This is a genomic window from Sphaerisporangium sp. NPDC088356 (assembly GCF_040685555.1).
Classification (GTDB): Bacteria; Actinomycetota; Actinomycetes; order Streptosporangiales; family Streptosporangiaceae; genus Sphaerisporangium.
Map to the genome: position 1 here is coordinate 19,800 of NZ_JBFBIK010000007.1, position 21,403 is coordinate 41,202.

General features: G+C 70.2%; 19 protein-coding genes. 14 read left to right on the top strand and 5 right to left on the bottom strand.

The features are described from left to right. Positions 1–104: 104 nt before the first annotated feature. From AB0O34_RS04765 to AB0O34_RS04780, 4 genes are read left to right on the top strand one after another with little or no spacing between them, the layout of a single operon-like run. Positions 105–3,407: a nitrate- and nitrite sensing domain-containing protein gene (locus AB0O34_RS04765; RefSeq protein WP_363912643.1), complete on the top strand. Its 3,303-nt coding sequence runs from the start codon at positions 105–107 to the stop codon at positions 3,405–3,407. Further along, complete coding sequence (locus tag AB0O34_RS04770) at positions 3,404–3,826, top strand: roadblock/LC7 domain-containing protein (RefSeq protein ID WP_363912645.1); 423 nt, start codon at positions 3,404–3,406, stop codon at positions 3,824–3,826. Before AB0O34_RS04765 ends, AB0O34_RS04770 begins: the two co-directional genes overlap by 4 nt. Next, entirely contained in the window at positions 3,826–4,185 is a 360-nt protein-coding gene (locus AB0O34_RS04775) for a DUF742 domain-containing protein (RefSeq protein ID WP_363912649.1), read from the top strand. Before AB0O34_RS04770 ends, AB0O34_RS04775 begins: the two co-directional genes overlap by 1 nt. Continuing rightward, positions 4,166–4,756 (top strand): ATP/GTP-binding protein, encoded by a 591-nt coding sequence (locus AB0O34_RS04780; RefSeq protein ID WP_363912651.1) that lies wholly within the window; start codon positions 4,166–4,168, stop codon positions 4,754–4,756. Before AB0O34_RS04775 ends, AB0O34_RS04780 begins: the two co-directional genes overlap by 20 nt. Before the next feature lie 45 nt (positions 4,757–4,801). Here AB0O34_RS04780 and AB0O34_RS04785 read toward each other — a convergent pair whose 3' ends face one another. Both AB0O34_RS04785 and AB0O34_RS04790 read right to left on the bottom strand, forming a co-directional pair. Continuing rightward, positions 4,802–5,758 carry an SIS domain-containing protein gene (locus AB0O34_RS04785; RefSeq protein WP_363912653.1) on the bottom strand — a complete coding sequence of 319 codons (957 nt, stop codon included), beginning with the start codon at positions 5,756–5,758 and terminating at the stop codon, positions 4,802–4,804. After that, positions 5,755–6,900 (bottom strand): hypothetical protein, encoded by a 1,146-nt coding sequence (locus tag AB0O34_RS04790; RefSeq protein ID WP_363912655.1) that lies wholly within the window; start codon positions 6,898–6,900, stop codon positions 5,755–5,757. The genes AB0O34_RS04785 and AB0O34_RS04790 overlap by 4 nt, the downstream gene beginning before the upstream one ends. 153 nt (positions 6,901–7,053) lie before the next feature. On the opposite strand from AB0O34_RS04790, the gene AB0O34_RS04795 reads away from it, so the two are divergent. From AB0O34_RS04795 to AB0O34_RS04810, 4 genes are read left to right on the top strand one after another with little or no spacing between them, the layout of a single operon-like run. After that, positions 7,054–8,190 (top strand): spermidine/putrescine ABC transporter substrate-binding protein, encoded by a 1,137-nt coding sequence (locus AB0O34_RS04795; RefSeq protein ID WP_363912658.1) that lies wholly within the window; start codon positions 7,054–7,056, stop codon positions 8,188–8,190. Between the two features lie 13 nt (positions 8,191–8,203). Next, the gene (locus AB0O34_RS04800; RefSeq protein ID WP_363912660.1) at positions 8,204–9,142 is read left to right on the top strand and encodes an ABC transporter permease; all 939 of its coding nucleotides are present in this window, start codon (positions 8,204–8,206) and stop codon (positions 9,140–9,142) included. Further along, positions 9,135–9,908, top strand: a complete 774-nt coding sequence (locus AB0O34_RS04805) for an ABC transporter permease (RefSeq protein WP_363912663.1) — start codon at positions 9,135–9,137, stop codon at positions 9,906–9,908. Before AB0O34_RS04800 ends, AB0O34_RS04805 begins: the two co-directional genes overlap by 8 nt. After that, on the top strand, positions 9,905–10,969 hold the full coding sequence (locus tag AB0O34_RS04810; protein WP_363912665.1) for an ABC transporter ATP-binding protein: 1,065 nt from the start codon (positions 9,905–9,907) through the stop codon (positions 10,967–10,969). Before AB0O34_RS04805 ends, AB0O34_RS04810 begins: the two co-directional genes overlap by 4 nt. Before the next feature lie 11 nt (positions 10,970–10,980). Here AB0O34_RS04810 and AB0O34_RS04815 read toward each other — a convergent pair whose 3' ends face one another. Then, positions 10,981–11,595: a TetR/AcrR family transcriptional regulator gene (locus AB0O34_RS04815; RefSeq protein ID WP_363912667.1), complete on the bottom strand. Its 615-nt coding sequence runs from the start codon at positions 11,593–11,595 to the stop codon at positions 10,981–10,983. A 134-nt stretch (positions 11,596–11,729) separates the two neighbouring features. Between AB0O34_RS04815 and AB0O34_RS04820 the strand changes: the two genes are divergently transcribed. The 6 genes from AB0O34_RS04820 to AB0O34_RS04845 all read left to right on the top strand — a co-directional run bounded on the left by AB0O34_RS04820 (position 11,730) and on the right by AB0O34_RS04845 (position 19,503). Continuing rightward, complete coding sequence (locus AB0O34_RS04820) at positions 11,730–13,013, top strand: glycosyltransferase (protein WP_363912669.1); 1,284 nt, start codon at positions 11,730–11,732, stop codon at positions 13,011–13,013. A 78-nt stretch (positions 13,014–13,091) separates the two neighbouring features. Further along, positions 13,092–14,522 (top strand): aminobutyraldehyde dehydrogenase, encoded by a 1,431-nt coding sequence (locus AB0O34_RS04825; RefSeq protein ID WP_363912672.1) that lies wholly within the window; start codon positions 13,092–13,094, stop codon positions 14,520–14,522. Between the two features lie 239 nt (positions 14,523–14,761). Continuing rightward, positions 14,762–18,022 carry a nitrate- and nitrite sensing domain-containing protein gene (locus AB0O34_RS04830; RefSeq protein WP_363912675.1) on the top strand — a complete coding sequence of 1,087 codons (3,261 nt, stop codon included), beginning with the start codon at positions 14,762–14,764 and terminating at the stop codon, positions 18,020–18,022. A 5-nt stretch (positions 18,023–18,027) separates the two neighbouring features. Continuing rightward, on the top strand, positions 18,028–18,441 hold the full coding sequence (locus AB0O34_RS04835; RefSeq protein WP_214413570.1) for a roadblock/LC7 domain-containing protein: 414 nt from the start codon (positions 18,028–18,030) through the stop codon (positions 18,439–18,441). A gap of 143 nt (positions 18,442–18,584) precedes the next feature. After that, complete coding sequence (locus tag AB0O34_RS04840; protein WP_363912677.1) at positions 18,585–18,926, top strand: DUF742 domain-containing protein; 342 nt, start codon at positions 18,585–18,587, stop codon at positions 18,924–18,926. After that, positions 18,907–19,503: an ATP/GTP-binding protein gene (locus AB0O34_RS04845; RefSeq protein WP_344949369.1), complete on the top strand. Its 597-nt coding sequence runs from the start codon at positions 18,907–18,909 to the stop codon at positions 19,501–19,503. Before AB0O34_RS04840 ends, AB0O34_RS04845 begins: the two co-directional genes overlap by 20 nt. 40 nt (positions 19,504–19,543) lie before the next feature. On the opposite strand, the gene AB0O34_RS04850 is transcribed toward AB0O34_RS04845, so the two are convergent. Further along, positions 19,544–20,548, bottom strand: coding sequence for a methyltransferase (locus AB0O34_RS04850; RefSeq protein WP_363912679.1), 1,005 nt, complete (start codon positions 20,546–20,548; stop codon positions 19,544–19,546). 71 nt (positions 20,549–20,619) lie between these two features. Next, positions 20,620–21,402 (bottom strand): ABC transporter ATP-binding protein, encoded by a 783-nt coding sequence (locus AB0O34_RS04855; RefSeq protein ID WP_363912682.1) that lies wholly within the window; start codon positions 21,400–21,402, stop codon positions 20,620–20,622. Position 21,403: the final 1 nt, after the last annotated feature.

Below are 21,403 nucleotides of genomic sequence, written 5' to 3' on the forward strand. Positions count from 1 at the left end.
CCGGTTCTGGCAACGGCATTGGTGACCTTGTGGTCGAATTGTCCCCGCTTATGTAGTTATCAGCCATGCCGTCATCCATGCATGGAAGATCGCGGGGGGTGGCGGTGAGCACGACGGAAACCGAGACCAAGACCACACTCCAGACCGGGCCGGGTTCGGGAGCCAAGCGGCGCAAGCACTCGGGCAGACAGGGCGGCTCGGGCCCCCAGCACGGCCGCAACGGTGTGTCGCGGTTCTCGCTGCGCAACTGGCGGGTGCCCGCGCGTCTGACGGCGCTCATCCTGGTGCCCACGGTCGTCGGCGTGCTGCTCGCGGGCCTGCGCGTGGTGTCGTCGATCGACAGCGTCGCGGTCTACCAGCGGAGCGCGTCCGAGGCCGTGATCGCGGGTCATCTGCGCGACCTCAGCGTGGCACTGGGGCTGGAACGCGACAGGACGATCTGGTACCAGACGAACCGCCAGCAGAAGGCCGCGCTCACCGGCCAGCGCAAGGCCGTCGACGACGGCGTCGCCAGGGTCCGTGACGACCTCGGGAAGATCGACTCCGAGTACGGCGTGCGCGCCGTCGAGGACGCCCGGCAGGTCTCGACCCGGCTCGACACCGTGGCGGTCATCCGCAAGGGCGGCCAGCCGGCGAAGTACACCGACCTCGTGGTCTCGCTGCTCCGCCTGCACGACGAGATCAGCCAGGCCAACGAGGACCCGCAGCTCACCGGCGACTCACGCGCCCTCAGCGCCCTGGCGCACGCCAAGGAGGAGGCCTCCCAGCAGCGAGGCACGCTCCTCGGCGCGCTGGCGCGCGGGGAGCGGTTCAGCTCAGACACCCTTGAGGAGTTCATCGCCTCGCGGTCGCGGCAGAAGGCCGCGATGACCACGTTCAACGGCGAGGCCGGGGCCGACAACGGCCGCTTTCTGGCCCAGACCGTCCGGGGTACCCAGGTCATCAGGGCCGAGCTGACGAAGTCGTGGGCCATCGCCCTGGCCAGCCGCAACCTTCCGGTGCGTGATGCCGGCGTGCGCGGCACCGCCGTCAAGCAGTGGTTCGACGACAGCACCAAGGCCATCCAGCTGCTCCAGCAGGTGGAGACGCGCGTGGCCGCCTCGGTCGCGGCCCGGGGTGCGGCCCTCGAATCCGCCGAACGGCGCAACGCGATCATCGCCGGGGTCCTGATCCTCGCGCTGGTCCTGCTGGTGCTGGCGACCACGGTCCTGATCGCCCGCTCGCTGGTCAGGCCGTTGCGCAAGCTGCGGTCGGAGGCGCTGGAGATCGCCGGGTTCCGCCTGCCCGCGGTGGTACGGCACATGCGCGAGTCCGGCGACGGAGCCGAGGTCCCCGACGTTCAGCCGATCATCGTGGGCACCCACGACGAGATCGGAGAGGTCGCCACCGCCTTCGACGAGGTCCACCGGCAGGCCCTGCGTCTCGCCGCCGAGGAGTCGCAGCTGCGCGGCAACGTCAACGCGATGTTCGTCAACCTCTCGCGGCGCATCCAGACGCTGGTCGAGCGGCAGATCTCGCTGATCGACGGCCTGGAGCGCGGCGAGCAGGACGGCGCGCGCCTGGGCGACCTGTTCAAGCTCGATCACCTGGCCACCCGCATGCGCCGCAACAGTGAGAACCTGCTGGTCCTCGCGGGCCACGAGGCGGCGCGCAAGCGGAGCCAGCCCGCCAAGCTGGTGGACGTCGTACGGGCGTCGCTCTCGGAGGTCGAGGGCTACGAGCGGGTGAGCGTCAAGGTCCACAGGAGCTCCGCCGTCGCCGGGCACGCCGCCAACGACGTGGTCCACCTGGTCGCCGAGCTGGTCGAGAACGCCCTGGCCTTCTCGCCCGGCAACACCCGGGTCGTGGTGTCGAGCAGCATGATCGAGGGAGGCGGCGCCCTCCTCGCCGTCAGCGACTCCGGCATCGGCATGACGCCGGAGGAGATCAGCGAGATCAACCGGCGGCTGGCCGACCCGCCCGTGGTGGACGTCTCGGTGTCCCGCCGCATGGGACTGTTCGTGGTCGGCCGCCTCGCGCTGCGCCACAACATCCGCGTCCAGCTGCGGCGCGGCGACTCGGTCGGCCTCATCGCCATGGTGCTCTTCCCGCCGCAGCTCATCACCGTGGCGGCCGGGCGGTCGCCGGTGCTGCCCCAGCGGGGCGCGCAGGGGGAGGGTCCCGCCGAGCCGGGATCCAACAGGTCGTCCTCAACGTTCGCCGAGTTCAACGGGGCCGGAGGCTCGCCCGCCTTCAACGGCGCGAGATCGTCGTCCCCCGAGCCGCGCGGGGCCTTCGCGGACCCCGCGCCGACCGGACCCCTGTCCGGGTACACGGGCCCGGTGCCGGGGGCGTCCGATCCGGCGTTCTCGCCGGTCATGGGCGCGGGGGGTCCGGGCACCGGGCCCCTCGGGCCGGTCGGTCCCAACGGCGGCCCCGGCTTCGGCCCGGTCGGGCCTTCCACCGGGCCGACGGGGCCGTCCACCGGCCCGAGGTCGCCCGGATCGTCCACAGGGCCGAACGCGCTGCCCGCGAGGTCGCCCGGAGCGGCCCTGGACCCGAACGTGCCCACCAGGTCGCCTGCCGGGCCGTCCACCGGGCCTTCCATTGGGTCCTCCACCGGACCGGTGCGACGCCCGGAGGAGCCGTCCGGGTACGCCGGGCCCTCGACCCGGCGCCCGGCCGCGCCCTCAGCGGAACCTCCGACCGGGCCTCTCGCCGGGCCGGCGACGGGCCCGGCACGAGCCGACAGGGCATCCTTCGCGCCGTGGGGCACGGCGCAGGGGGCTCCCGCCGACCGGGGTCCCGCACCGGCGGCTCCGGCGCCTCCAGCGCGCCAGAGTGCCGAGAGGTGGGGGAACAACGAGGCAGGGGACCCGCCGACCGGCAATCACGAGTCGCCGCTGGAACAAGGGGACGAATTCTTGCCGATCTTCGCATCGGTCGAGTCGGCGTGGTTCCGCCGTCCCGACACACAGGAGATCGCCGCCACCGGGGCGCCGACACCGGCGGGGCCGCAGGGCCCCGCGACGGGATCCGGTCCTGCGAGGCCCGTGGAGCGCGTTCAGCGGGCCCCGGAACCCTCACAGGGCGCTTCCGGCGGCGGAACATGGGGCTCCACCGCCGACAGCGGATGGCAGGCGGCGGACGCGGTGGTAGATCCCTCTTTGGGGGGTATCACGGCGGCCGGTTTGCCCAAGAGGACGCCGAAGGCCAACCTTGTGCCGGGATCGGTGGCTCCGTCCACGCCCGCCGCGGCCCCCGTGCCGCGCCCGGACGTGTCCGCGGACCTCGTCCGCGCCCGGATGTCGCGCTTCCAGCAGGGGATCCAGCGCGGCCGCGCCGACATCTCGGAATCCGCGTCCCGCAATCCTGACAACGACCAACCCCGCATTGACTGGCGCCGTACTGATGAGGAGGGCTCGTGATTGAGCTAAGTCACGAGGCACGCAGGTTCGACTGGCTGATCACGGAGTTCGTCAGTGGAACACCAGGCGTGGCGCACGCGGTCGTCGTTTCCACCGACGGCCTCAGGCTGGCGAACTCCGAGGGGTTCCCGCCGGACCGGGCCGACCAGCTCGCCGCCGTCGCGGCCGGGCTGCTGAGCCTGACGCTCGGCGCGTCCCGCGTGTTCGACGGCGGAGGCGTGACGCAGACGGTGGTCGAGATGCAGCACGGAATCATGCTGGTCATGGCCATCAGCGACGGGTCGTGCCTCGCCGTGCTGGCATCCCCCGAGTGCGACATGGGTCTGGTCGCGTACCAGATGACGCTGCTGGTCGAGCGCGCGGGCCAGGTGCTCACCCCCGCCCTTCGCGCTGAGTTGCAGACGTCCAGGATCCGGTGATGCTCGGGGGTGACGGGACCGAGGACGAGCCTCTCTTCCGTCCGTACGCCGTCACCGGGGGCCGGGCCGAGCCGAACTACCACCTGGCGATGGAAACTCTGGTCTCATCGGCCCCCATAATGAGCGATGATTTGTCCCTGCTCACTCCCGAGCAGGAAGCGATCATCGTGCTCTGTCACTCCGTCCGTTCGGTCGCCGAGATCTCGGCACTGCTGCGGGTCCCGCTCGGCGTGGCCCGCGTGCTGATCGCCGATATGGCCGACGAAGGTCTGGTTCGCCTGCATCTGCCGCGGCTTAACCAGGGACAACCAGACCACAACCTGCTCGAAAGGGTTCTCAGTGGACTTCGCAGGCTCTAGCCGTGGCGGCGCCCTCACGTCGACGAAGATCGTCGTCGCGGGCGGCTTCGGCGTCGGCAAGACCACCTTCGTGGGGGCGGTGTCGGAGATCCTCCCGCTTACCACCGAGGCGGTCATGACCGACGCGAGCGCGGGCATCGACGACCTGGGTCTGACACCGCACAAGACGACGACCACGGTGGCGATGGACTTCGGCCGGCTCTCGCTGGACCAGGACCTGATCCTCTACCTGTTCGGCACGCCCGGCCAGCACCGTTTCTGGTTCATGTGGGACGACCTGGTCCGAGGTGCCATCGGCGCGGTCGTGCTGGTGGACACCAGGCGGCTGGCCGACTGCTTCCCGGCGATCGACTACTTCGAGGAGGCCGGGCTCCCTTTCGTGGTCGGCATCAACGGCTGGGACGGGCACTACCCGCACGTCGAGCAGGAGGTCCGGGAGGCGCTCACGCTGGCCCCGCACATCCCGATCGTGCGCACCGACGCCCGCTCCAGGGACGCCGTCAAGTCGACGCTCATCACGCTCGTGGAGTACGTCCTGACCGTCAGGTCGGCGTACGGCCGCACGAGCTGACCACCGGTCCGGTACGGCGCCGCCGTACCGGACCACAGGCCGGGTTCACCGGGAGCCGGCCCACCACGTTCCCGCCACCAGTTCGGCGACCAGCGTCTCGGTCAGCAGCGCCACGTCGGGATCGTCGTCGCCCGCGTACCTGAGCGCGTGAGCGCCCTCCACCTCCCCGCCGACCGCAAGCACGGTCGAGCCCCGCTGCCGCACCCAGTCCATGGCCTGCTCGTCGTAGCGCGAGCCCGGGAACAGGATCGCCCGGTAGTCGAGGGTCTTGGTGAGATACACGTCCACGTGCGCCCAGTCGCCGGTCTCCCCGGCGTCGGCGGCCCGGCGCGGTCCCTCGCGGAACATCAGCGCCGACTGCTCGGCCGAGGACAGCCGCTCGGCGGGCGCGATCGTGTAGACGCCGTGGGGGCCGTCGAGCAGGGTCAGCGCGTCCGCCAGCCAGGCGCCCCTGCGGTCCAGCAGGTCGGAGGTGGCGTCGGCGGCCCGGCGTACGAGCCCGGGTATGTCGGCCTTTCCGCCCGTGAGCCGCGCCGAAAGGGCGAGGAGCAGCGCCAGCGTGTGCTGGAAGGTGCGGCAGGACACCCCGCCGCGTTCCTCGCCCGCCGCCATCTCGACCACCAGGTCGGCGCCCTCCGTGACGGCCGAGCCCGGGGTGTTGGTCAGGGCCAGTACGGGCGCCTTGCCCCGGTAGCGAGACAGCGCGTCCAGGGTCTCCCGGCTCCCTCCGGTGGCGGAGATCGCGACCACCAGCGTGTCGTCGCCGGGCGGGTATCCGAGCGCCGCGGAGCCGTACTCCGCCACCGCGTCGACCCCCGCCGCGCGCAGCCGCAGGGCCGCGACGCCCGCCGCGTACCGCGAGCTGCCCATGCCGAGGAAGACCACCCGCCGGACCCCCTCCGGCACCCCGGCGAACGGGTCTCCAGCCTCCAGCACACCGGCCAGCGCCTCCAGCGCCGCCGGCTTCGCCTCCAGGTCGGCGAGGTACAGCTCGGGGTTCACAGGATCTCCTCGGTGGGGGTCTTCGCCGTCGTGGGGAAGCGGCCGCGCAGGACGCCCATGGGGGCGTAGCGCCAGCGGGGGAGGTGGCGGGTGGCGTAGATCAGCTCACGGCACTCCTGCTCGATCTCCAGGGGGCCGAGCAGTGACTCGTCCAGGAGCACGGACATGCCACGATCGGCCAGGCGCTCGCGGTAGGCCGAGGCCAGGATCTCCCGCGCCGTGGACGCCCACAGGAGCGTCCCGGCCGGGTCGGCGTCCCTGCGCCTGATGGCCACCTGGGCCACGTGTTCGAGGCTCGTGCGGAGCTGCGCCAGGTCGCGGGCCGCCGGCTGGAAGGGGTCGGCCCCGGTGACCGTGGGGTTGCCGTCGAAGTCGATCACGGCGTAGCCGTCGCGCCAGCGCAGCGTCTGGCCGACGTGCAGGTCTCCGTGGATGCGGATCAGCGGGGTGGCGCCCACGCGGCCGAGCGGCTCGATCTCCCGGGACAGCTCCACGGCGCGCCCGGCCAGCCAGGCGCCGTCCTCGCCGCCCGTCAGCTCCAGCGCCTCGCCCAGGGCCTTCTCGGCACGCGCGGCCCACGCGGCGCCCGGGTGGGCGGTGCGTACGGCGTCGGGGAACGTGGGCGAGGGGGTCGCCATCGCCACGTGCAGGTCGGCGGCGAGCTGTCCGAGGTCGGCGGCGAAGGAGGTACGGCCGGCCGCCGCCTCGTCCACGCACCACTCCCAGCCGTCCGTGGCGTCCGGCAGGTAACCGGTGACCAGGGCCACCAGCATCTCGTCCCCACCGGGGGAGCGCGCCGACAGGGCGGCGTAGGGCAGGGCGGTCTCGGTGAAACCGACGGCCGTCAGGTGGGCGAAGACCTCCGGGGCGGGCTGGGGGAGCGGGAGGGGCGGGGTGAGCCACTTGACCACGACCGACTCGTCCACGACGACCGAGTGGTTGGTCTGGTCGACGTCGAAGCCCCGTTCGGCCGCCGTGAGCTGGATCGACGGAAGAGGGTGGAACCGGAGGACCGTGTAGTCCCCCGGCGGGCGCGCGCCCCGCGACAGCGCCGCGACGAGCCGCGCGGTCGTGCCGTCACCGGCGACCGGAGGCCACCTGTGCGACGCGACGCCGTCAGGATCTGTTGAACTCAGATTCAACTCAACAACCAAACTACGAGCTAACAATGTCCGGGAAAGTCTTGCTCATGTTGATATGTGCTGCAACACTCCTGCTTTGGTCTGCCGTGCGAAGGTCAGGCACTGCGGTCTTTCTCGTACCACAGAACCTTCAGAACCTAAGGAGTAGCGGCCGTGTCCCGAATCCGGTACACCCGTCGTCTTCCGGCTGCCGCCGTCGCCGCCGGTCTTGTGCTTGCCCTAGCGGCGTGCGGTGGCGGCAGTTCGACGAGCGCCGACGGCGCGGCGCCGAGCGCGGCGACCGACCAACTGAACCCGAACGCCGACTTGAGCAAGCAGTCGCTCAATGTGGCGATCTGGCCGGACTACAGTCCGAAGGACCTTCCCCAGCGGGTCAAGGAGAAGCTCGGCGTCGACGTGAAGATCGCCCTCCACGACACCAATGAGGCGGCGATGGCCAAGCTTGCCACGACCGCCGACAGCGGCATCGACGTGGCGTTCGTCTCCGGCCAGTATGCGCAGGCGTTGAACGAGCAGGGGCTGCTCGAGCCCTTGCACCCCGAGCTCATCCCCAACCTCGCGAACCTCTATCCGGAGGCGTCGCAGCTGTCGTTCGACAAGGGCAACAAGTTCTCGGTGCCCTACACCTGGGGCACGACGGGCATCTGCTACCGAGCCGACCTGGTGAAGACCCCGCCGACCAGCTGGAACGACATCCTGAACCCGCCGGCGGACCTCAAGGGCAAGGTCACCATGATGACCACCGAGCGGTGGCTCGCCCTGCCCGCGCTCAAGCTCCTCAACTACTCCATCAACACCACCGACGACAAGCAGCTCGGCGAGGCCAAGGACCTGCTGCTCAAGGCCAAGCAGTGGGGCATGCTCTACGACGACGTCACGTTCGGCGCCAAGCTGGACAAGGGTGAGGCCGCGATGGTGGAGGCGTGGGACGGCTGGTGCCCGACCACGAACCCGAAGATCAAGTTCATGGTGCCCAAGGAAGGCAGCGACCTCTGGTCGGACACCATGGTGATCATGAAGTCCTCCAAGAACAAGGAGGCCGCGCACGCGTTCATCAACTACATCCTGGACCCGAAGGTCCACAGCTGGGTGTCGGAGAACATCCTCTACAAGGTGCCCAACAAGGCCGCCATGGACGAGGTCGCCAAGAACGACCAGGCGCTCCTGAAGCAGAACACGCCGCTGCAGATGACCCCGGCCGAGCTGCTGAAGGGCGAGTCGATCATCGACCTGGGCCAGGACTCGACCAAGTACACGCGTCTCTCCACCGAGATCTCGGCGCAAAAGTAGCGACGGTTCCGACTTGACTACCAAGCACGAAATCGCACGACCCGGCGCGGTGGCCGGCCCTTCCTCGGGGCGGTCACCGCGCCGGTCCCGCGCCCTCTCGACGGCGGGCGCCCGGCTGGCGTTCCTCGGTCCGGGGCTCGGCTACCTGATCGTCTTCCTGCTGATCCCGCTCGCCTTCGTGCTGAGCTACACGATCTTCCAGCGGGGCCGGTTCGGCGGGGTGGTGTACGAGGCGACGCTGGAGAACTTCAGCCGTCTCTTCGACCCGCTCTACTTCGACATCGTCGTCAGCTCGGTGAAGACCGCCGGGGTCACGACGCTGGCGGCCTTGCTGATCGGCTACCCGACGGCCTACGTCATCGCGCAGTTGCCCAGGAAGTGGAAGACGATCGCGCTGATCGCCATCGTCATGCCCTTCTGGACCAACTTCCTCATCCGGGTCTACGCCTGGATCATCCTGCTCAGCGGGCCCGGCCTCGTGAACGAGACCCTCACCGGCATCGGCCTGATCGACAAGCCGATCCAGCTGCTCTACAACGAGGGCACGATCGTCACCGGCCTGCTCTACTCCTACCTCCCGCTCATGATCCTTCCGCTGTACGCCGCGATCGAGCGGCTGGACCCGCAGCTGCGCGAGGCGTCGGCCAACCTGGGGGCGCGCCCGGCGCGCACGTTCCTGTCGGTGACGCTCCCGCTGACCGTGCCAGGAGTCCTCACCGGATGCGTCTTCGTCTTCGTGCCCTGCCTCGGCAACTTCGTGATCCCCGAGATCCTCGGCGGCGGGCGTTCGATCATGGTGGGGAACCTGATCAGGGACCAGTTCCTCAAGGCCCGCGACTGGCCGTTCGGCTCGACGCTCGCGCTGGCCGTGATCGCCGTGCTGATCATCCTGCTGTTCCTGCAGGCCTGGGCGTCACGCGTGTACGGCGGGACGGAGGGCCGTCGTGCCTAGGCGCCGGCTGATCTACGTCCCCTTCTGGGCCACCTACGTCTTCCTCTACACGCCGATCATCGTGCTCGTCGTGATGTCGTTCAACGCCGGCAAGTCGCCGTACGTCTTCGAGGGCGTGAGCCTGAAGTGGTACGGCGAGCTCGCGGGGGACGAGATGGTCAGGGAGGGCCTGATCAACACGCTGATCGTCGCCTTCGGGGCCACCGTCCTGTCGACGGTGCTCGGCACGCTGCTGGCCGTGGGGATGGCACGCCACACCCGGTCGCGGCTGCTGGACGCGCTCGGCCTGCTGCCCGCGATCCTGCCCGACATCGTCGTCGGCATCGGCCTGCTGGTCTTCTACGCGGCCGTCAAGATGACGCTGGGCCTCCACTCGATCATCCTCGCCCACACGGTGTTCGGCATGGCGTTCGTGGCCGCCGTCGTGCGGACGAGGCTCACCCACGCCGACACCTCGCTGGAGGAGGCGTCCCGCGACCTCGGCGCGTCGCCGCTGACGACGTTCACGCGGATCACGCTGCCGACCCTGGCCCCCGGCATCGCCGCCGGCGCGCTGCTGGCGTTCACGCTGTCCCTGGACGAGTTCGTGATCGCCTTCTTCACCGCGGCCCCGACCGAGCCGACGCTGCCCATCGTCATCTACTCGATGGTGCGCTTCGGGGTCACCCCTGAGATCAACGCGCTGGCGACGATCCTGCTCGCGGTGAGTTTCACCGTGATCATCGTCGCCCAGCGGATGACCCGACTGACGGAGTCCTTGACATGAGTGCTCTTCCCGAGGCGCCCGCCGTACCCCAGACGCTTGTGGGCATCGAGGGCGTCTCCCGGAGGTTCGGGGACGTCGTCGCCCTGGACGACGTCACCCTGGACATCCGCCAGGGTGAGTTCTTCGCCCTGCTCGGCCCGAGCGGCTGCGGCAAGACCACGCTGCTGCGCATCCTCGCCGGCTTCGAGTCGCCCGACAGCGGCTCGGTCACGCTCGACGGGACCGACCTGCTGTCGCGTCCGGCGCACCGCCGCCCGGTCAACCTGATGTTCCAGTCGTACGCGCTGTTCCCCCACATGACCGTGGCCAGGAACGTCGCGTACGGGCTGGAGCGCGAGGGCCTCGCGCGGGCCGAGGTCAGGTCGCGGGTCCAGGAGGTGCTCGGGACCGTCGGCCTCGGCGAGCACGCGAACCGCCGCCCCCACCAGCTCTCCGGCGGGCAGCGGCAGCGGGTCGCGCTGGCCAGGGCCATCGTGAAGCGCCCCCGGCTGCTCCTGCTGGACGAGCCGCTGTCCGCGCTGGACAAGAAGGTGCGCGCCGAGATGCAACTGGAGCTCAAGCGCCTGCAGCACGAGGTCGGCATCACCTTCGTCGTGGTCACCCACGACCAGGAGGAGGCGATGTCGCTCGCCGACCGCATCGCCGTCCTGGAGTCGGGCCGGGTCCAGCAGATCGACGCCCCCGTGCGGCTGTACGAGCGGCCCGGCACGCCGTTCGTGGCCGACTTCATCGGGGCCAACAACCTGTTCGAGGGGACCGCGGCCGGCGGTGGCCTGTCCGTACCCGGTCTCGGGACGCTGCCCGCCGAGGGCGGACTCCCGGCCGGCGCCCCGGCGCTGGTCGGCGTGCGGCCGGAGTCGATCAGGCTCGGCGAGGGCGGGATCCTGCGCGGGGTCGTGGCCGACGTCAGCTTCTACGGAGGCGTGTCCCACATCGCGGTGCGGGTGCCCGGCCACGACCGCCCGATCCTGGTCGCGGCGCAGGGGCCGACCCGCGTGCGCGCGGGCGCGGAGGTCGGCCTCGGCTGGTCCGCCCCGGACGCGGTCCTGATCGCCCGGTGACGGTCGTGAGGTCAGTTGGCGGCGAATTCGAGCGTGTTGCCGGTGACGGTCCTGGCGTAGCTGAGGATGTTCTCCGCCGCCTCGTCGGGGCCGATCACCGGGTGGCGCGCCGTGATGCGGTAGCCGTAGGCGTCCTCCAGCGCCACCAGGTTCCGGGAGATCACCACCGAGTCGCCGGTGAGGCTGAAGACGCCGAGCGCCGAGCCGGTGTCCAGGATCGACTGGTACATCGCCACCTGCCGGTCGTAGAGCGTGGTGAGCAGGACGGCGTACACCCGGTTGCGGGCCGCCGCGCCGCCGAGCTCGTTGAGCAGCCGCACGCCCGGGTCGTCCGGCCCGACGGGCAGGCCCGAGCGGATCGTGACGACCAGCTTCTCGGCGGGATCGCTCAACCGTGCGACCCGCTTGACGCGCACCTCGTAGAACCGCTCCATCCCGGCGTGGTGGGCCTCCACCAGCAGCTCGCTCAGGTCGGGGTAGTGGTAGAGCACCGCGCCCGACGTCAGCCCGGCCTCCTCGGCCACGTGGTTGAGATGGACCCCCTGGGTGCCGTGACGGAGGATCGCCCGCCGCGCGGCCTCGATGAGGTCCACCCGCCGGTCCGCCCGGCTCTTGCGCGAGCTCATGCCAGCCTCCCCTGTGCCCCGTTGTTGAAGTTGGAGTCTAAAACGACTCGTTGGCTTCAGGCCATAGAAGCCTGCTATTTGACCTACCCTGCCCGTACTTATTTGAATCGTTCTTCAATTTCCATGGAGTACTGATGGCCACCATCCTGTTCATGCCGGAGAGCGCCTACGGGCCGACCAACAACTGCGTCGGCATCGGCGACATCCTGCGCCGCCGCGGCCACCGCGTGGTGTTCGCGGCCGAGGCGTCGTGGAAGGGCAAGCTGACGGCGCTGGGCTTCGAGGAGGACCTGGTCGACCTCGCCCCGCCGGCCGAGGAGGAGCAGGACGCCGGGCAGTTCTGGAAGGACTTCATCCGCGACACCGCGCCGGAGTACCGCAAGTCCACCCTCGCACAGCTCGAGACCGTCACCAAGCCGATCTGGGACGCGCTCATCGACGGGGCGAAGTACTGCGAGCCGCAGCTCAAGGCGATCATCGAGCGGGTCAACCCCGATGTGATCGTCGAGGACAACGTGATCACCTTCCCCGCGCTGCTCACGGCGGGCAAGCCGTTCGTCCGCATCGTCTCCTGCAACCCGCTGGAGGTGAAGGGCGACGGCGTCGCGCCGGTGTTCAGCGGCCTTCCCGCGGACGACTCCGGCGAGTGGGACGCGTTCCGCGCCGAGTACGACCGCACCCACCGGGACATCTGGACGGCCTTCAACGAGTGGGTCGTCGAGCAGGGCGCCCCCGCGCTGCCGGAGCTGGAGTTCATCCACGAGGGCGACCTGAACCTCTACGTGTTCCCCGAGATCGCCGACTACACCGACGCCCGCCCGCTCGGAGAGTCGTGGCATCGCCTGGACTCCTCGGTCCGCGAGACCGACGACTCCTTCGAGCTGCCGGCCTCCCTGGCCGACCGTGAGGGCGCGCTGGTCTACTTCTCCCTCGGCTCGCTGGGCTCCGCCGACGTCGAGTTGATGCAGCGGGTGATCGACGTGCTCGCCACGACGCCACACCGCTACATCGTCTCCAAGGGCCCGCTCCACGAGGAGATCAAGCTGGCCGACAACATGTGGGGAGCGGAGTTCGTCCCCCAGACGAAGATCATCCCCCTGGTCGACGTGGTCATCACGCACGGCGGAAACAACACCACGACCGAGGCGCTGCACTTCGGCAAGCCGATGATCCTGCTGCCGCTGTTCTGGGACCAGTACGACAACGCCCAGCGCGTCGACGAGCTCGGCTACGGCGTGCGCCTGTCGACCTACACCTTCACCGACGAGGAGCTCGTCGGCGCGCTGGACAGGCTGATCGGCGACACCGCGCTGCGGTCCCGGCTCGCCGAGGCGGGCGAGGAGATCCGCCGCCGCGACGGCCTGCGCAAGGCCGCCGACCTCATCGAGCGGACGGCGACCGGCACCACCTCCGTCTGAGCACCACCTTCGCCGGTCCCCGCGCCGCCACGCCGGTACGGGGACCGGCCGCACCGAACGCGCCAAGGAAAGAGCACCATGAGCAGGACACCCATCAACCCGGCCACCGGAGAGCGCCTGCCCGGCGTGCCCGACACCGCGCTCGGTGAGGTCGCGCAAGCCGTACGGGAAGCCCGGAACGCCTACCAGGAATGGTCGGCGGCGACGCCGTCGGAGCGCTCACGCGTGCTGCTGCGCCTGGCCGACCTCGTGGAGGACGACGCCGAGGAGCTGACCCGGCTGGAGGTGAGCGAGACCGGCAAGCCCGCCACGGTGTTCCGCGACGGCGAGTTGCCGTTCGCGGCGGACAACCTGCGGTTCTTCGCGGGCGCCGCGCGCTCGCTGGAGGGAACGGGCGCGGGTGTCCTGAGCGCCGGCTACACCTCGGTGCTCGTACGCCGCCCGATCGGCGTCGTGGCCTCCATCGCGCCCTGGAACTTCCCGCTGGTCATGGGGATCTGGAAGCTCGGCCCCGCGCTCGCGGCCGGGAACGGCGCCGTCATCAAGCCCGCCCCCCAGACTCCGGGCACGACGCTGCGCCTGGCGGAGCTGGTCGCGAAGGCGGGCTTCCCCGAAGGGCTCGTCCGCGTCGTGACCGGGGATGCCGAGGTGGGGGAGGCCTTGGTCGGAGACCCCGGGATCGACATGATCAGCGTGACCGGCTCCACGGCGACCGGCCGGTCCGTCATGCGGCGCGCGGCCGGCGACCCCGGGGACGCGCGCTCCGGGCTGAAGCGCGTGCATCTTGAGCTGGGCGGCAAGGCTCCGGCGCTGGTGTTCGGCGATGCCGACCTGACCGAGATGGCCAAGGGCGTCGCGCTCGGCGCCACGTACAACACCGGCCAGGACTGCACGGCCGCGACCCGTGTCTACGTCGAGCGCGAGGTGTACGCCGAGACGGTGGAGGCGCTGAGGGACACGCTCCAGGCCATACGGATGGGCGACCCCTGGGACGCGGCCACCGACATCGGGCCGCTCATCTCCGAGGGCCACCGGGCGCGCGTGCACGGCTTCGTCGAGCGCGCCGCTGCCGAGGGCGCGCAGATCGTGTGCGGCGGCGCCGTGCCGGAGGGCCCCGGGTTCTTCTACCCGCCCACGCTGATCGCGGGCGCGGCGCAGGGCAGCCAGATCGTCCAGGGTGAGATTTTCGGGCCGGTGCTCGTCGTGCTCCCGTTCTCGGGCGAGGACGAGGCGGTCGGGCTCGCCAACGACACGCCGTACGGGCTCGCGTCGTCGGTGTGGTCGCGCGACGTGGCGAGGGCGCTAAGGGTGGCCCACCGGCTGGACGTGGGCGTCACCTGGGTGAACGACCACCTGCCGATCGCGTCGGAGGCCCCACACGGAGGGGTCAAGGGTAGCGGCTTCGGCAAGGACATGAGCCAGGAAGCGGTTCAGGAGTATTCGGTGACCAGGCACCTGATGGTCAAACATGCCGCCTCCGAGGCCCGTGAGGGTTTCCGTCCCGCATAGTTACGGAAGCGAGAAGGGGGATTTATCCCTCTATCTATTTATATGTCGTCGTTTGTCCGTGAATGTTCTGTTGGCCGATCTGGTAAGGGTGTGCTCCAATTACCCTCGCCTGATGGATGTCTCGGACGTCTCATGCGCCTCGCGCGTGACGTACCCCCCTGCACGCCAGGCTCGGTGAGAGGTTGCGAAAACCAGTGAGGACAGAAGACCCTCGGGGTAACCCGGGTCAAGGTGACCGTGTGGAGCGGTCCGGGCCATCCATGGCGCGTACGCCGAAGAGCGGAAGCTGGCTCCGGCTCCAGAACTGGCGCGTCCGATCACGTCTCGTGGCCCTCATCATCATCCCGACGATCGTGGGCGTCATCCTCGGCGCCGTGCAGCTCACGAACGCGATAGCCACCTCCTCCGACTACCGCCGTCTCACCGAGGTGGCCGCGCTGGTGGAGAAGATCGACGTCCTCATCCACGAGGTGGACAGAGAACGCGATCTCACGGCCTGGTACATCGCCGACGGGCGGCGCCAGACGCGGTTCAAGAGGGTGCGGGCCCAGCAGGACGTGGTGGACAGGGCCAGAGAGCCGGTGCTGACCGCCGTCTCCAACCTCGACACCTCCCACACCGTGCGTGTCCGCTCCGAGGCCGAGCAGATCCGCCGCTGGCTCGAAGGCCTTCCCGGCCTCCGTACCCGTATCGCGGACGCGAGCGTGCCCTCCCGAGCGGCGCTCGGCATGTACTCCTCGCTCATCACCGTTCTCGGATCGATGCAGAGCGAGCTCGGCACCTCGGGCAACGACCAGCGCCTCTTCGGTGACAGCATCGCCCTCGGCGCCCTCAGCCGCGCCAAGGAAGAGGTCTCCCAGCAGCGAGGCCTCATGACGGTCGGCCTCGCCACCCTGGGCACCACCGGTGGCGGGTTCGACTACGACGACTTCGTCAACTTCCCCGGCTCGTGGAGCCGCCAGCAGAGCGAGACGGCGACGTTCCTGGCTGAAGCGACGCCCGCCGACGTGAAGTTCTACAACGACACCGTCAAGGGACAGCAGGTCGACAAGGCCGACTGGATGCGCGCGCTCGCGCTGGCGCAGCTGCGCCAGTTCAAGGAGATCCAGGACCTCGACCCGATCCGCCGCGACGACACCACCATCTGGTACTCCTCGACCACGGCTGCCGCCGACCGGATGCGCAAGGTCGAGGAGCGGCTGGTCGGCTCGGTCGTCCAGCAGAGCCAGGCACTGCAGGAGCAGGCGCAGCGCCAGGCGCTGATCTCCGGCGGCCTGATCCTGGTCCTGCTGCTGCTCGTCCTGATCATCACCGCCGTCGTGGCGAGCTCCCTGACCCGTCCGCTGCGCAGGCTGCGCGCGGAGGCCCTGGAGATCGCCGGCGTACGGCTCCCGGAGACGGTCCAGCGGCTGCGGGAGAGCACCGACAGCTCCCCGACCGCGGAGGTGGTCCCCATCGGCGTCACCTCTCGCGACGAGATGGGAGAAGTCGCGCGGGCCTTCGACGAGGTCCACCGGGAGGCGATCCGCCTGGCGGGCGACGAGGCCCGCCTGCGCAGCAACGTCAACTCGATGTTCGTCAACCTCTCCCGCCGCAGCCAGACGCTCGTCGAACGCCAGCTCAGCCTCATCGACGGCCTGGAGCAGGGCGAGCAGGACGAGAACCGGCTCGGCAACCTGTTCAAGCTCGACCACCTGGCCACCCGCATGCGGCGTAACAGCGAGAACCTCCTGGTCCTCGCCGGTCAGGAGACCGCGCGCCGCTGGAGCCAGCCGGTGCCGCTCGTCGACATCGTCCGCGCCTCCCTCTCCGAGGTGGAGAACTACGAGCGCGTCGACGTCCGCGTCCAGTCGCAGATGGCCGTGGTCGGCCAGGCGGTGAACGACGTCGTCCACCTGGTCGCCGAGCTGGTGGAGAACGCCATCTCCTTCTCGCCCCGCGAGACCAAGGTCGTGGTGTCGAGCAACCGCATCGACGGCGGCGGCGTCATGATCTCGGTGAGCGACAGCGGCATCGGGATGACCGCCGACGAGCTGGCCGAGTCCAACTGGCGGCTCGCCAACCCGCCGGTCGTGGACGTCTCGGTGTCCCGCCGCATGGGCCTGTTCGTGGTCGGCCGGCTGGCGCTGCGCCACAGCATCCGCGTCCAGCTCCGCCAGCAGGACACCGGTGGCCTGACAGCGATGGTGCTGCTGCCGGAGACGCTGCTCTCCACGCCGGGCGCGCCGCAGTTCGCCGGGATGCCGGGAATGCCGATGGACGCCGCCGGCCCCATGGCGGGCGCCGGTCACTTCGGCGCCCCGCCGCAGTCGTCGTCGTTCGACACCGGCGCCTTCACCGCTCCCAGCGGCTTCGAGACCCCCGCCTCCCGAGGGATGCGCGCTCCGGTCTTCGGAGCGGACGCCCCCGGCGTCGGCGCCACCGCCGGACCGCTGAACCGCGGGCCCTTCGAACGCGGTCCCTTCGAGCGTGACCCGTTCGAGCGCCCGCAGCCCGGCACGCGCGACCCGTTCGAGCGTCCGTCGCCCGGACGGCGCGCCTCGCCGGAGGGCGTGCCCTCCGGCGAGGGACGCGACCCGTTCGAGCAAAATGCCCCCGCCGAGCAGGACCCGTTCGACCGGTACTTCAACCCGAACCCGCCCATCGACACCCCGTGGCCCGCGGACACCCCCACACCTGGTAGCGGTGACAGCGCTCCCTCGTGGTCGTCCGACCTGGCCAACCAGGACACCGCCTCGTGGCCGGCCGTCCCCTCGGCGGGCAGCGGGCCCATGACCGGCGGCGGTCCTTCCGGGCCGATGACCGGCGGCGGGCACAGCGGGCCCATGACGGGGGGCGGTCCTTCCGGGCCGATGACCGGCGGCGGATACGCCGGCCCCGGGTCGGGCGGCTACTCGGGCCCGCTGACCGGCGGCTCCTCCACCGGTCCCCTCGACAGGTCGGGCCGCTCGTTCGGAGCGGTACCCGACATGGACCACACCGGCCCGCTGCCCGCGGTCCACAGCTCTCCCCTGGACGGGGGCGAGGAGTTCCTGCCCATCTTCGCGGCGGTGGAGTCCGACTGGTTCCGTCGTTCCGATCTGGAACCGGCGTCCCGCCGGCCCGAGGCCCACAGGCAGGAGGAGACGGCGCACTCCCCGGCGCAGCCGCAGGAACAGGCGGAGGAGGCCGTGGTCGTGGACCAGGCCGAGTCCAGGGCCTGGTCGTCTCCGGGCGACGCGGGCTGGCAGGCGGCCCAGGCGGCGAGCGATCCCTCCCTCGGAGGCATCACCTCGTCGGGGCTGCCGAAGCGGGTCCCGAAGGCCAACCTCGTGCCCGGGTCGGCCGACCCGGGTCCGTCGGTCTTCACTCCACAGCCGTCACTCTCCCCCGACCGGGTGCGCAGCCGGCTGTCGAGCTACCAGCAGGGCGTAAGGAAAGGCCGGGCCGTCGCCCGCGGCGAGCTGAACGACGACCTTTCCCCCAACAGAAACGTTGAACGCAACAAGGAGGACTCGTGAGGGAGCTGAGCCAGGCCGCCCGTGGAGTCAACTGGCTGATCACCGACTTTGTGAACAACGTCCCAGGCGTGGCGCACACTGTCGTTGTCTCGGCCGACGGACTGCCACTGGCCTTCTCAGAGGGCTTCCCCAAGGACCGGGCCGACCAGCTCGCGGCGGTGGCCGCGGGCCTGATCAGCCTGACGCAGGGCGCTTCCCGGGTTTTCGAGGGTGGAGCGGTCACGCAGACCGTGGTGGAGATGCAGCGGGGCCTTTTGCTGATCATGTCGGTCAGCGACGGTTCCTGCCTTGCCGTGCTGGCCGCCGCGGACTGTGACATGGGCTTGGTGGCGTACCAGATGACGTTGTTGGTTGAGCGTGCCGGTCAGGTACTGACCCCGGCTGTGCGTGCCGAACTCCAGGCGTCTCAACCCAGGTGAGAGGCCGATGACAGGAGGACGCTGTGGCACGCCGCGGCTGGACAGATGACGGTGATCCGCTGAGCGGCGGATCGTCGTACCCGCCGATAGAGGACGCCCGCCGGTTTTCCGGCGCGGCGGCACCTCTTCCCGGGCCGGAACCGATGGAACAGAGTTCCCTGGTCCGGCCATACGCCATGACCGGGGGCCGTACCGCTCCCCGGACCTCGCTCGCCATGGAGGCGCTCGTCTCCTCCTCCACATCGGCACACCACGATCTTTCATCTCTCACTCCGGAAAAGCAGGCGATCAGCACGCTGTGCCGCCAGGTGCGGTCGGTCGCCGAGATCGCCGCGATGCTGCGCATGCCCCTCGGCGTGGCCCGTGTCGTGATCGCCGACATGGCGGGCGAGGGCCTCGTCCAGGTGCACCACCCGCAGCTGGACACGGGTAAGCCGGACCTCAACTTGCTCGAAAGGGTTCTCAGTGGACTTCGCAGGCTCTAGCCGCGGCGCGGCCCTGACGTCGACGAAGATCGTCGTCGCGGGAGGGTTCGGCGTCGGCAAGACGACCTTCGTGGGCGCCGTGTCCGAGATCGTCCCCCTCACCACCGAGGCGGTCATGACCGACGCGAGCGCCGGCATCGACGATCTGGGTTTGACACCGCACAAGACCACCACCACCGTGGCCATGGACTTCGGCCGAGTGTCGCTCGACCAGGACCTGATCCTCTACCTGTTCGGCACGCCCGGCCAGCACCGTTTCTGGTTCATGTGGGACGACCTGGTTCGCGGTGCCATCGGCGCCGTGGTGCTCGTCGACACCCGCCGGCTGGCCGACTGCTTCCCGGCGATCGACTACTTCGAGGAGGCCCAGCTCCCGTTCGTCGTCGGCATCAACGGCTGGGACGGGCGCTACGCCCACGCCGACGAGGAGGTGCGCGAGGCGCTGACGCTCGCCCCGCACATTCCTCTCGTACGGACCGACGCCCGCTCGCGCGACTCGGTGAAGAGCACTCTCATCGCGCTGGTGGAGCACGCTCTGACGATGCGGGTGGCGGTTCCGGGCTGGGGAGGCCGCTGAGCCTCCGGCAGGGAACCGCCACCGGCGGTGACCTGCCGGGTCAGATGGGGGTCGCCTCGATGAGGCTGGCGTTGAACGGCAGCGGGATCACGTTGGTCACCCTCATGCCGGCCTTCTCGATCAGCGTCGTGTGCTCCGACCGGCTGCGCTCGCGCCCCTGGCCGAACAGTCCCAGCATGCGCATGTCGAGGTCCTTGCCGAAGTGCGGGGTGTCGTCGTCCGGTACGACGATCTCCACGAGCAGCAGCCTGCTGTCGTCGTTCATGGCGGCCCTCACGACCTTGAGGATGCGCAGCGCGTCCGAGTCGTCCCAGTTGTGGATGACGCTGCCCATCATGTAGGCGTCGGCGCCCGCGGGGACGGACTCGAAGAAGTCGCCGGTCACGAAGTCGCACCGGTCGGACAGGTTCCAGGAGGCGAAGGCCTCCCGGGCGTCCGGCAGGACGTGGGGAAGCTCGAACAGCACGCCGCGAAGCTCCGGGTTCGCGCGCATCGCCGCTGCCAGGATGTGCCCGCGTCCCCCGCCGACGTCCATCAGCGTGCCGACGCCCGAGAAGTCGTAGAGCGAGGCGACGCCCTCGGCCATGGGGACCGCCCGGCCGGTCATGAAGTCGTTGAAGACCCGCCCCAGCGCGGGGTCTGTCGCCAGGTAGTCGTACAGGATGCCGTAGCGCTCGACGAACGCCGACCGGCCGGTGCGCACGGTGTCGGTCAGCTCGGTCATCGCGTACGACATCGTCGGATCGGTGTTGGCGATCACGGCGCTGCGCAGCGAACGGGGCGAGTCGGCGGCGAGCAGCGCGCCCGACTCGGTCAGCGCGTAGGTGTCCTGGCCCACCGTCTCCACCACGCCGATGGCGGCAAGGGTCCGCAGCACGCGGCCAAGGGAGGGGCCGTGCGCGCCGCAACGGGCCGCCAGCTCGGAGACCGAGAGCGGCCCCTCGCTCAGATGCGCGGCGCAGTCGAGGTCCACCATGGTCTTCAGGGCCGCGACACGCCAGCCGCCGCGAAGGACGTCCCAGATCAGGGTCCCGGGGTCGGTCATTTCCACTCCAGTCAGTTCAGTCGGTGAGAAAGTAGCCCCGGAAAGCTTCCCGGGGATGGTCAGGCCTGGTTTCAGGCCTGGAACGGGGGAGACTGCTTCTTGTCGCGAACCAGCCGGCCCACCTCGGCGCGCAGGTGCACGAAGGCCGGGAGCTCCCTGGTGGCGATCTGGTCGCGGGGGAACGGCAGGTCGACGGGCAGCTCGCCCGCGACCTTGGCGGGCGAGCGCGTGAGGACCACGACACGGTCTCCGACGTACACGCTCTCGTCGATGTCGTGGGTGATGAGCAGCACTGTCATGCGGTGGTGCTCGCGCACCTTGAGGACGAGATCCTCCAGGTCCTCACGCGTCTGGGCGTCCACCGAGCCGAAGGGCTCGTCCATGAGCAGCAGGGACGGCCGGTAGGCGAGGGCACGGGCGATCGCCACGCGCTGCTGCATACCGCCGGACAGCTCCCACGGGAACTTCGAGGAGGCGCCGCCCAGGCCGACCTCTTCGAGCGCCTCGGCCGCGGCGGCCCGCCGCGCCGCGCGATCCTTGCCGCGCCGGCGCAGCGGCAGGGCCACGTTGTCGCCGACCGACATCCAGGGGAAGAGCGACCGGCTGTAGTCCTGGAAGACGACGGCCAGATCGCCGGGCGTCTCCGCGACCGTGGCGTCCCGGATGCGGATCTGCCCATCGGTGGGCCGGATGAGCCCCGCGATGGAACGCAGAAGCGTGGACTTCCCGCAACCGGAGGGGCCGACGACGCACACCAGCTCGCCCTCGGAGACCTTGAGGTCGATTCCTCCGAGGGCCTGGTGGGCGTTCGGCCCCTCGCCGTAGGTGTGACTCAGGTTGACGACATCGAGCACG

Coding starts and splice junctions, on each gene's coding strand:
- AB0O34_RS04815 (WP_363912667.1), bottom strand. CDS start 11,595: ATGAGCTCGCGCAAGAGCCGGGCGGACCGGCGGGTGGACCTCATCGAG.
- AB0O34_RS04825 (WP_363912672.1), top strand. CDS start 13,092: ATGAGCAGGACACCCATCAACCCGGCCACCGGAGAGCGCCTGCCCGGC.
- AB0O34_RS04810 (WP_363912665.1), top strand. CDS start 9,905: ATGAGTGCTCTTCCCGAGGCGCCCGCCGTACCCCAGACGCTTGTGGGC.
- AB0O34_RS04850 (WP_363912679.1), bottom strand. CDS start 20,548: ATGACCGACCCCGGGACCCTGATCTGGGACGTCCTTCGCGGCGGCTGG.
- AB0O34_RS04820 (WP_363912669.1), top strand. CDS start 11,730: ATGGCCACCATCCTGTTCATGCCGGAGAGCGCCTACGGGCCGACCAAC.
- AB0O34_RS04775 (WP_363912649.1), top strand. CDS start 3,826: ATGCTCGGGGGTGACGGGACCGAGGACGAGCCTCTCTTCCGTCCGTAC.
- AB0O34_RS04840 (WP_363912677.1), top strand. CDS start 18,585: ATGGAACAGAGTTCCCTGGTCCGGCCATACGCCATGACCGGGGGCCGT.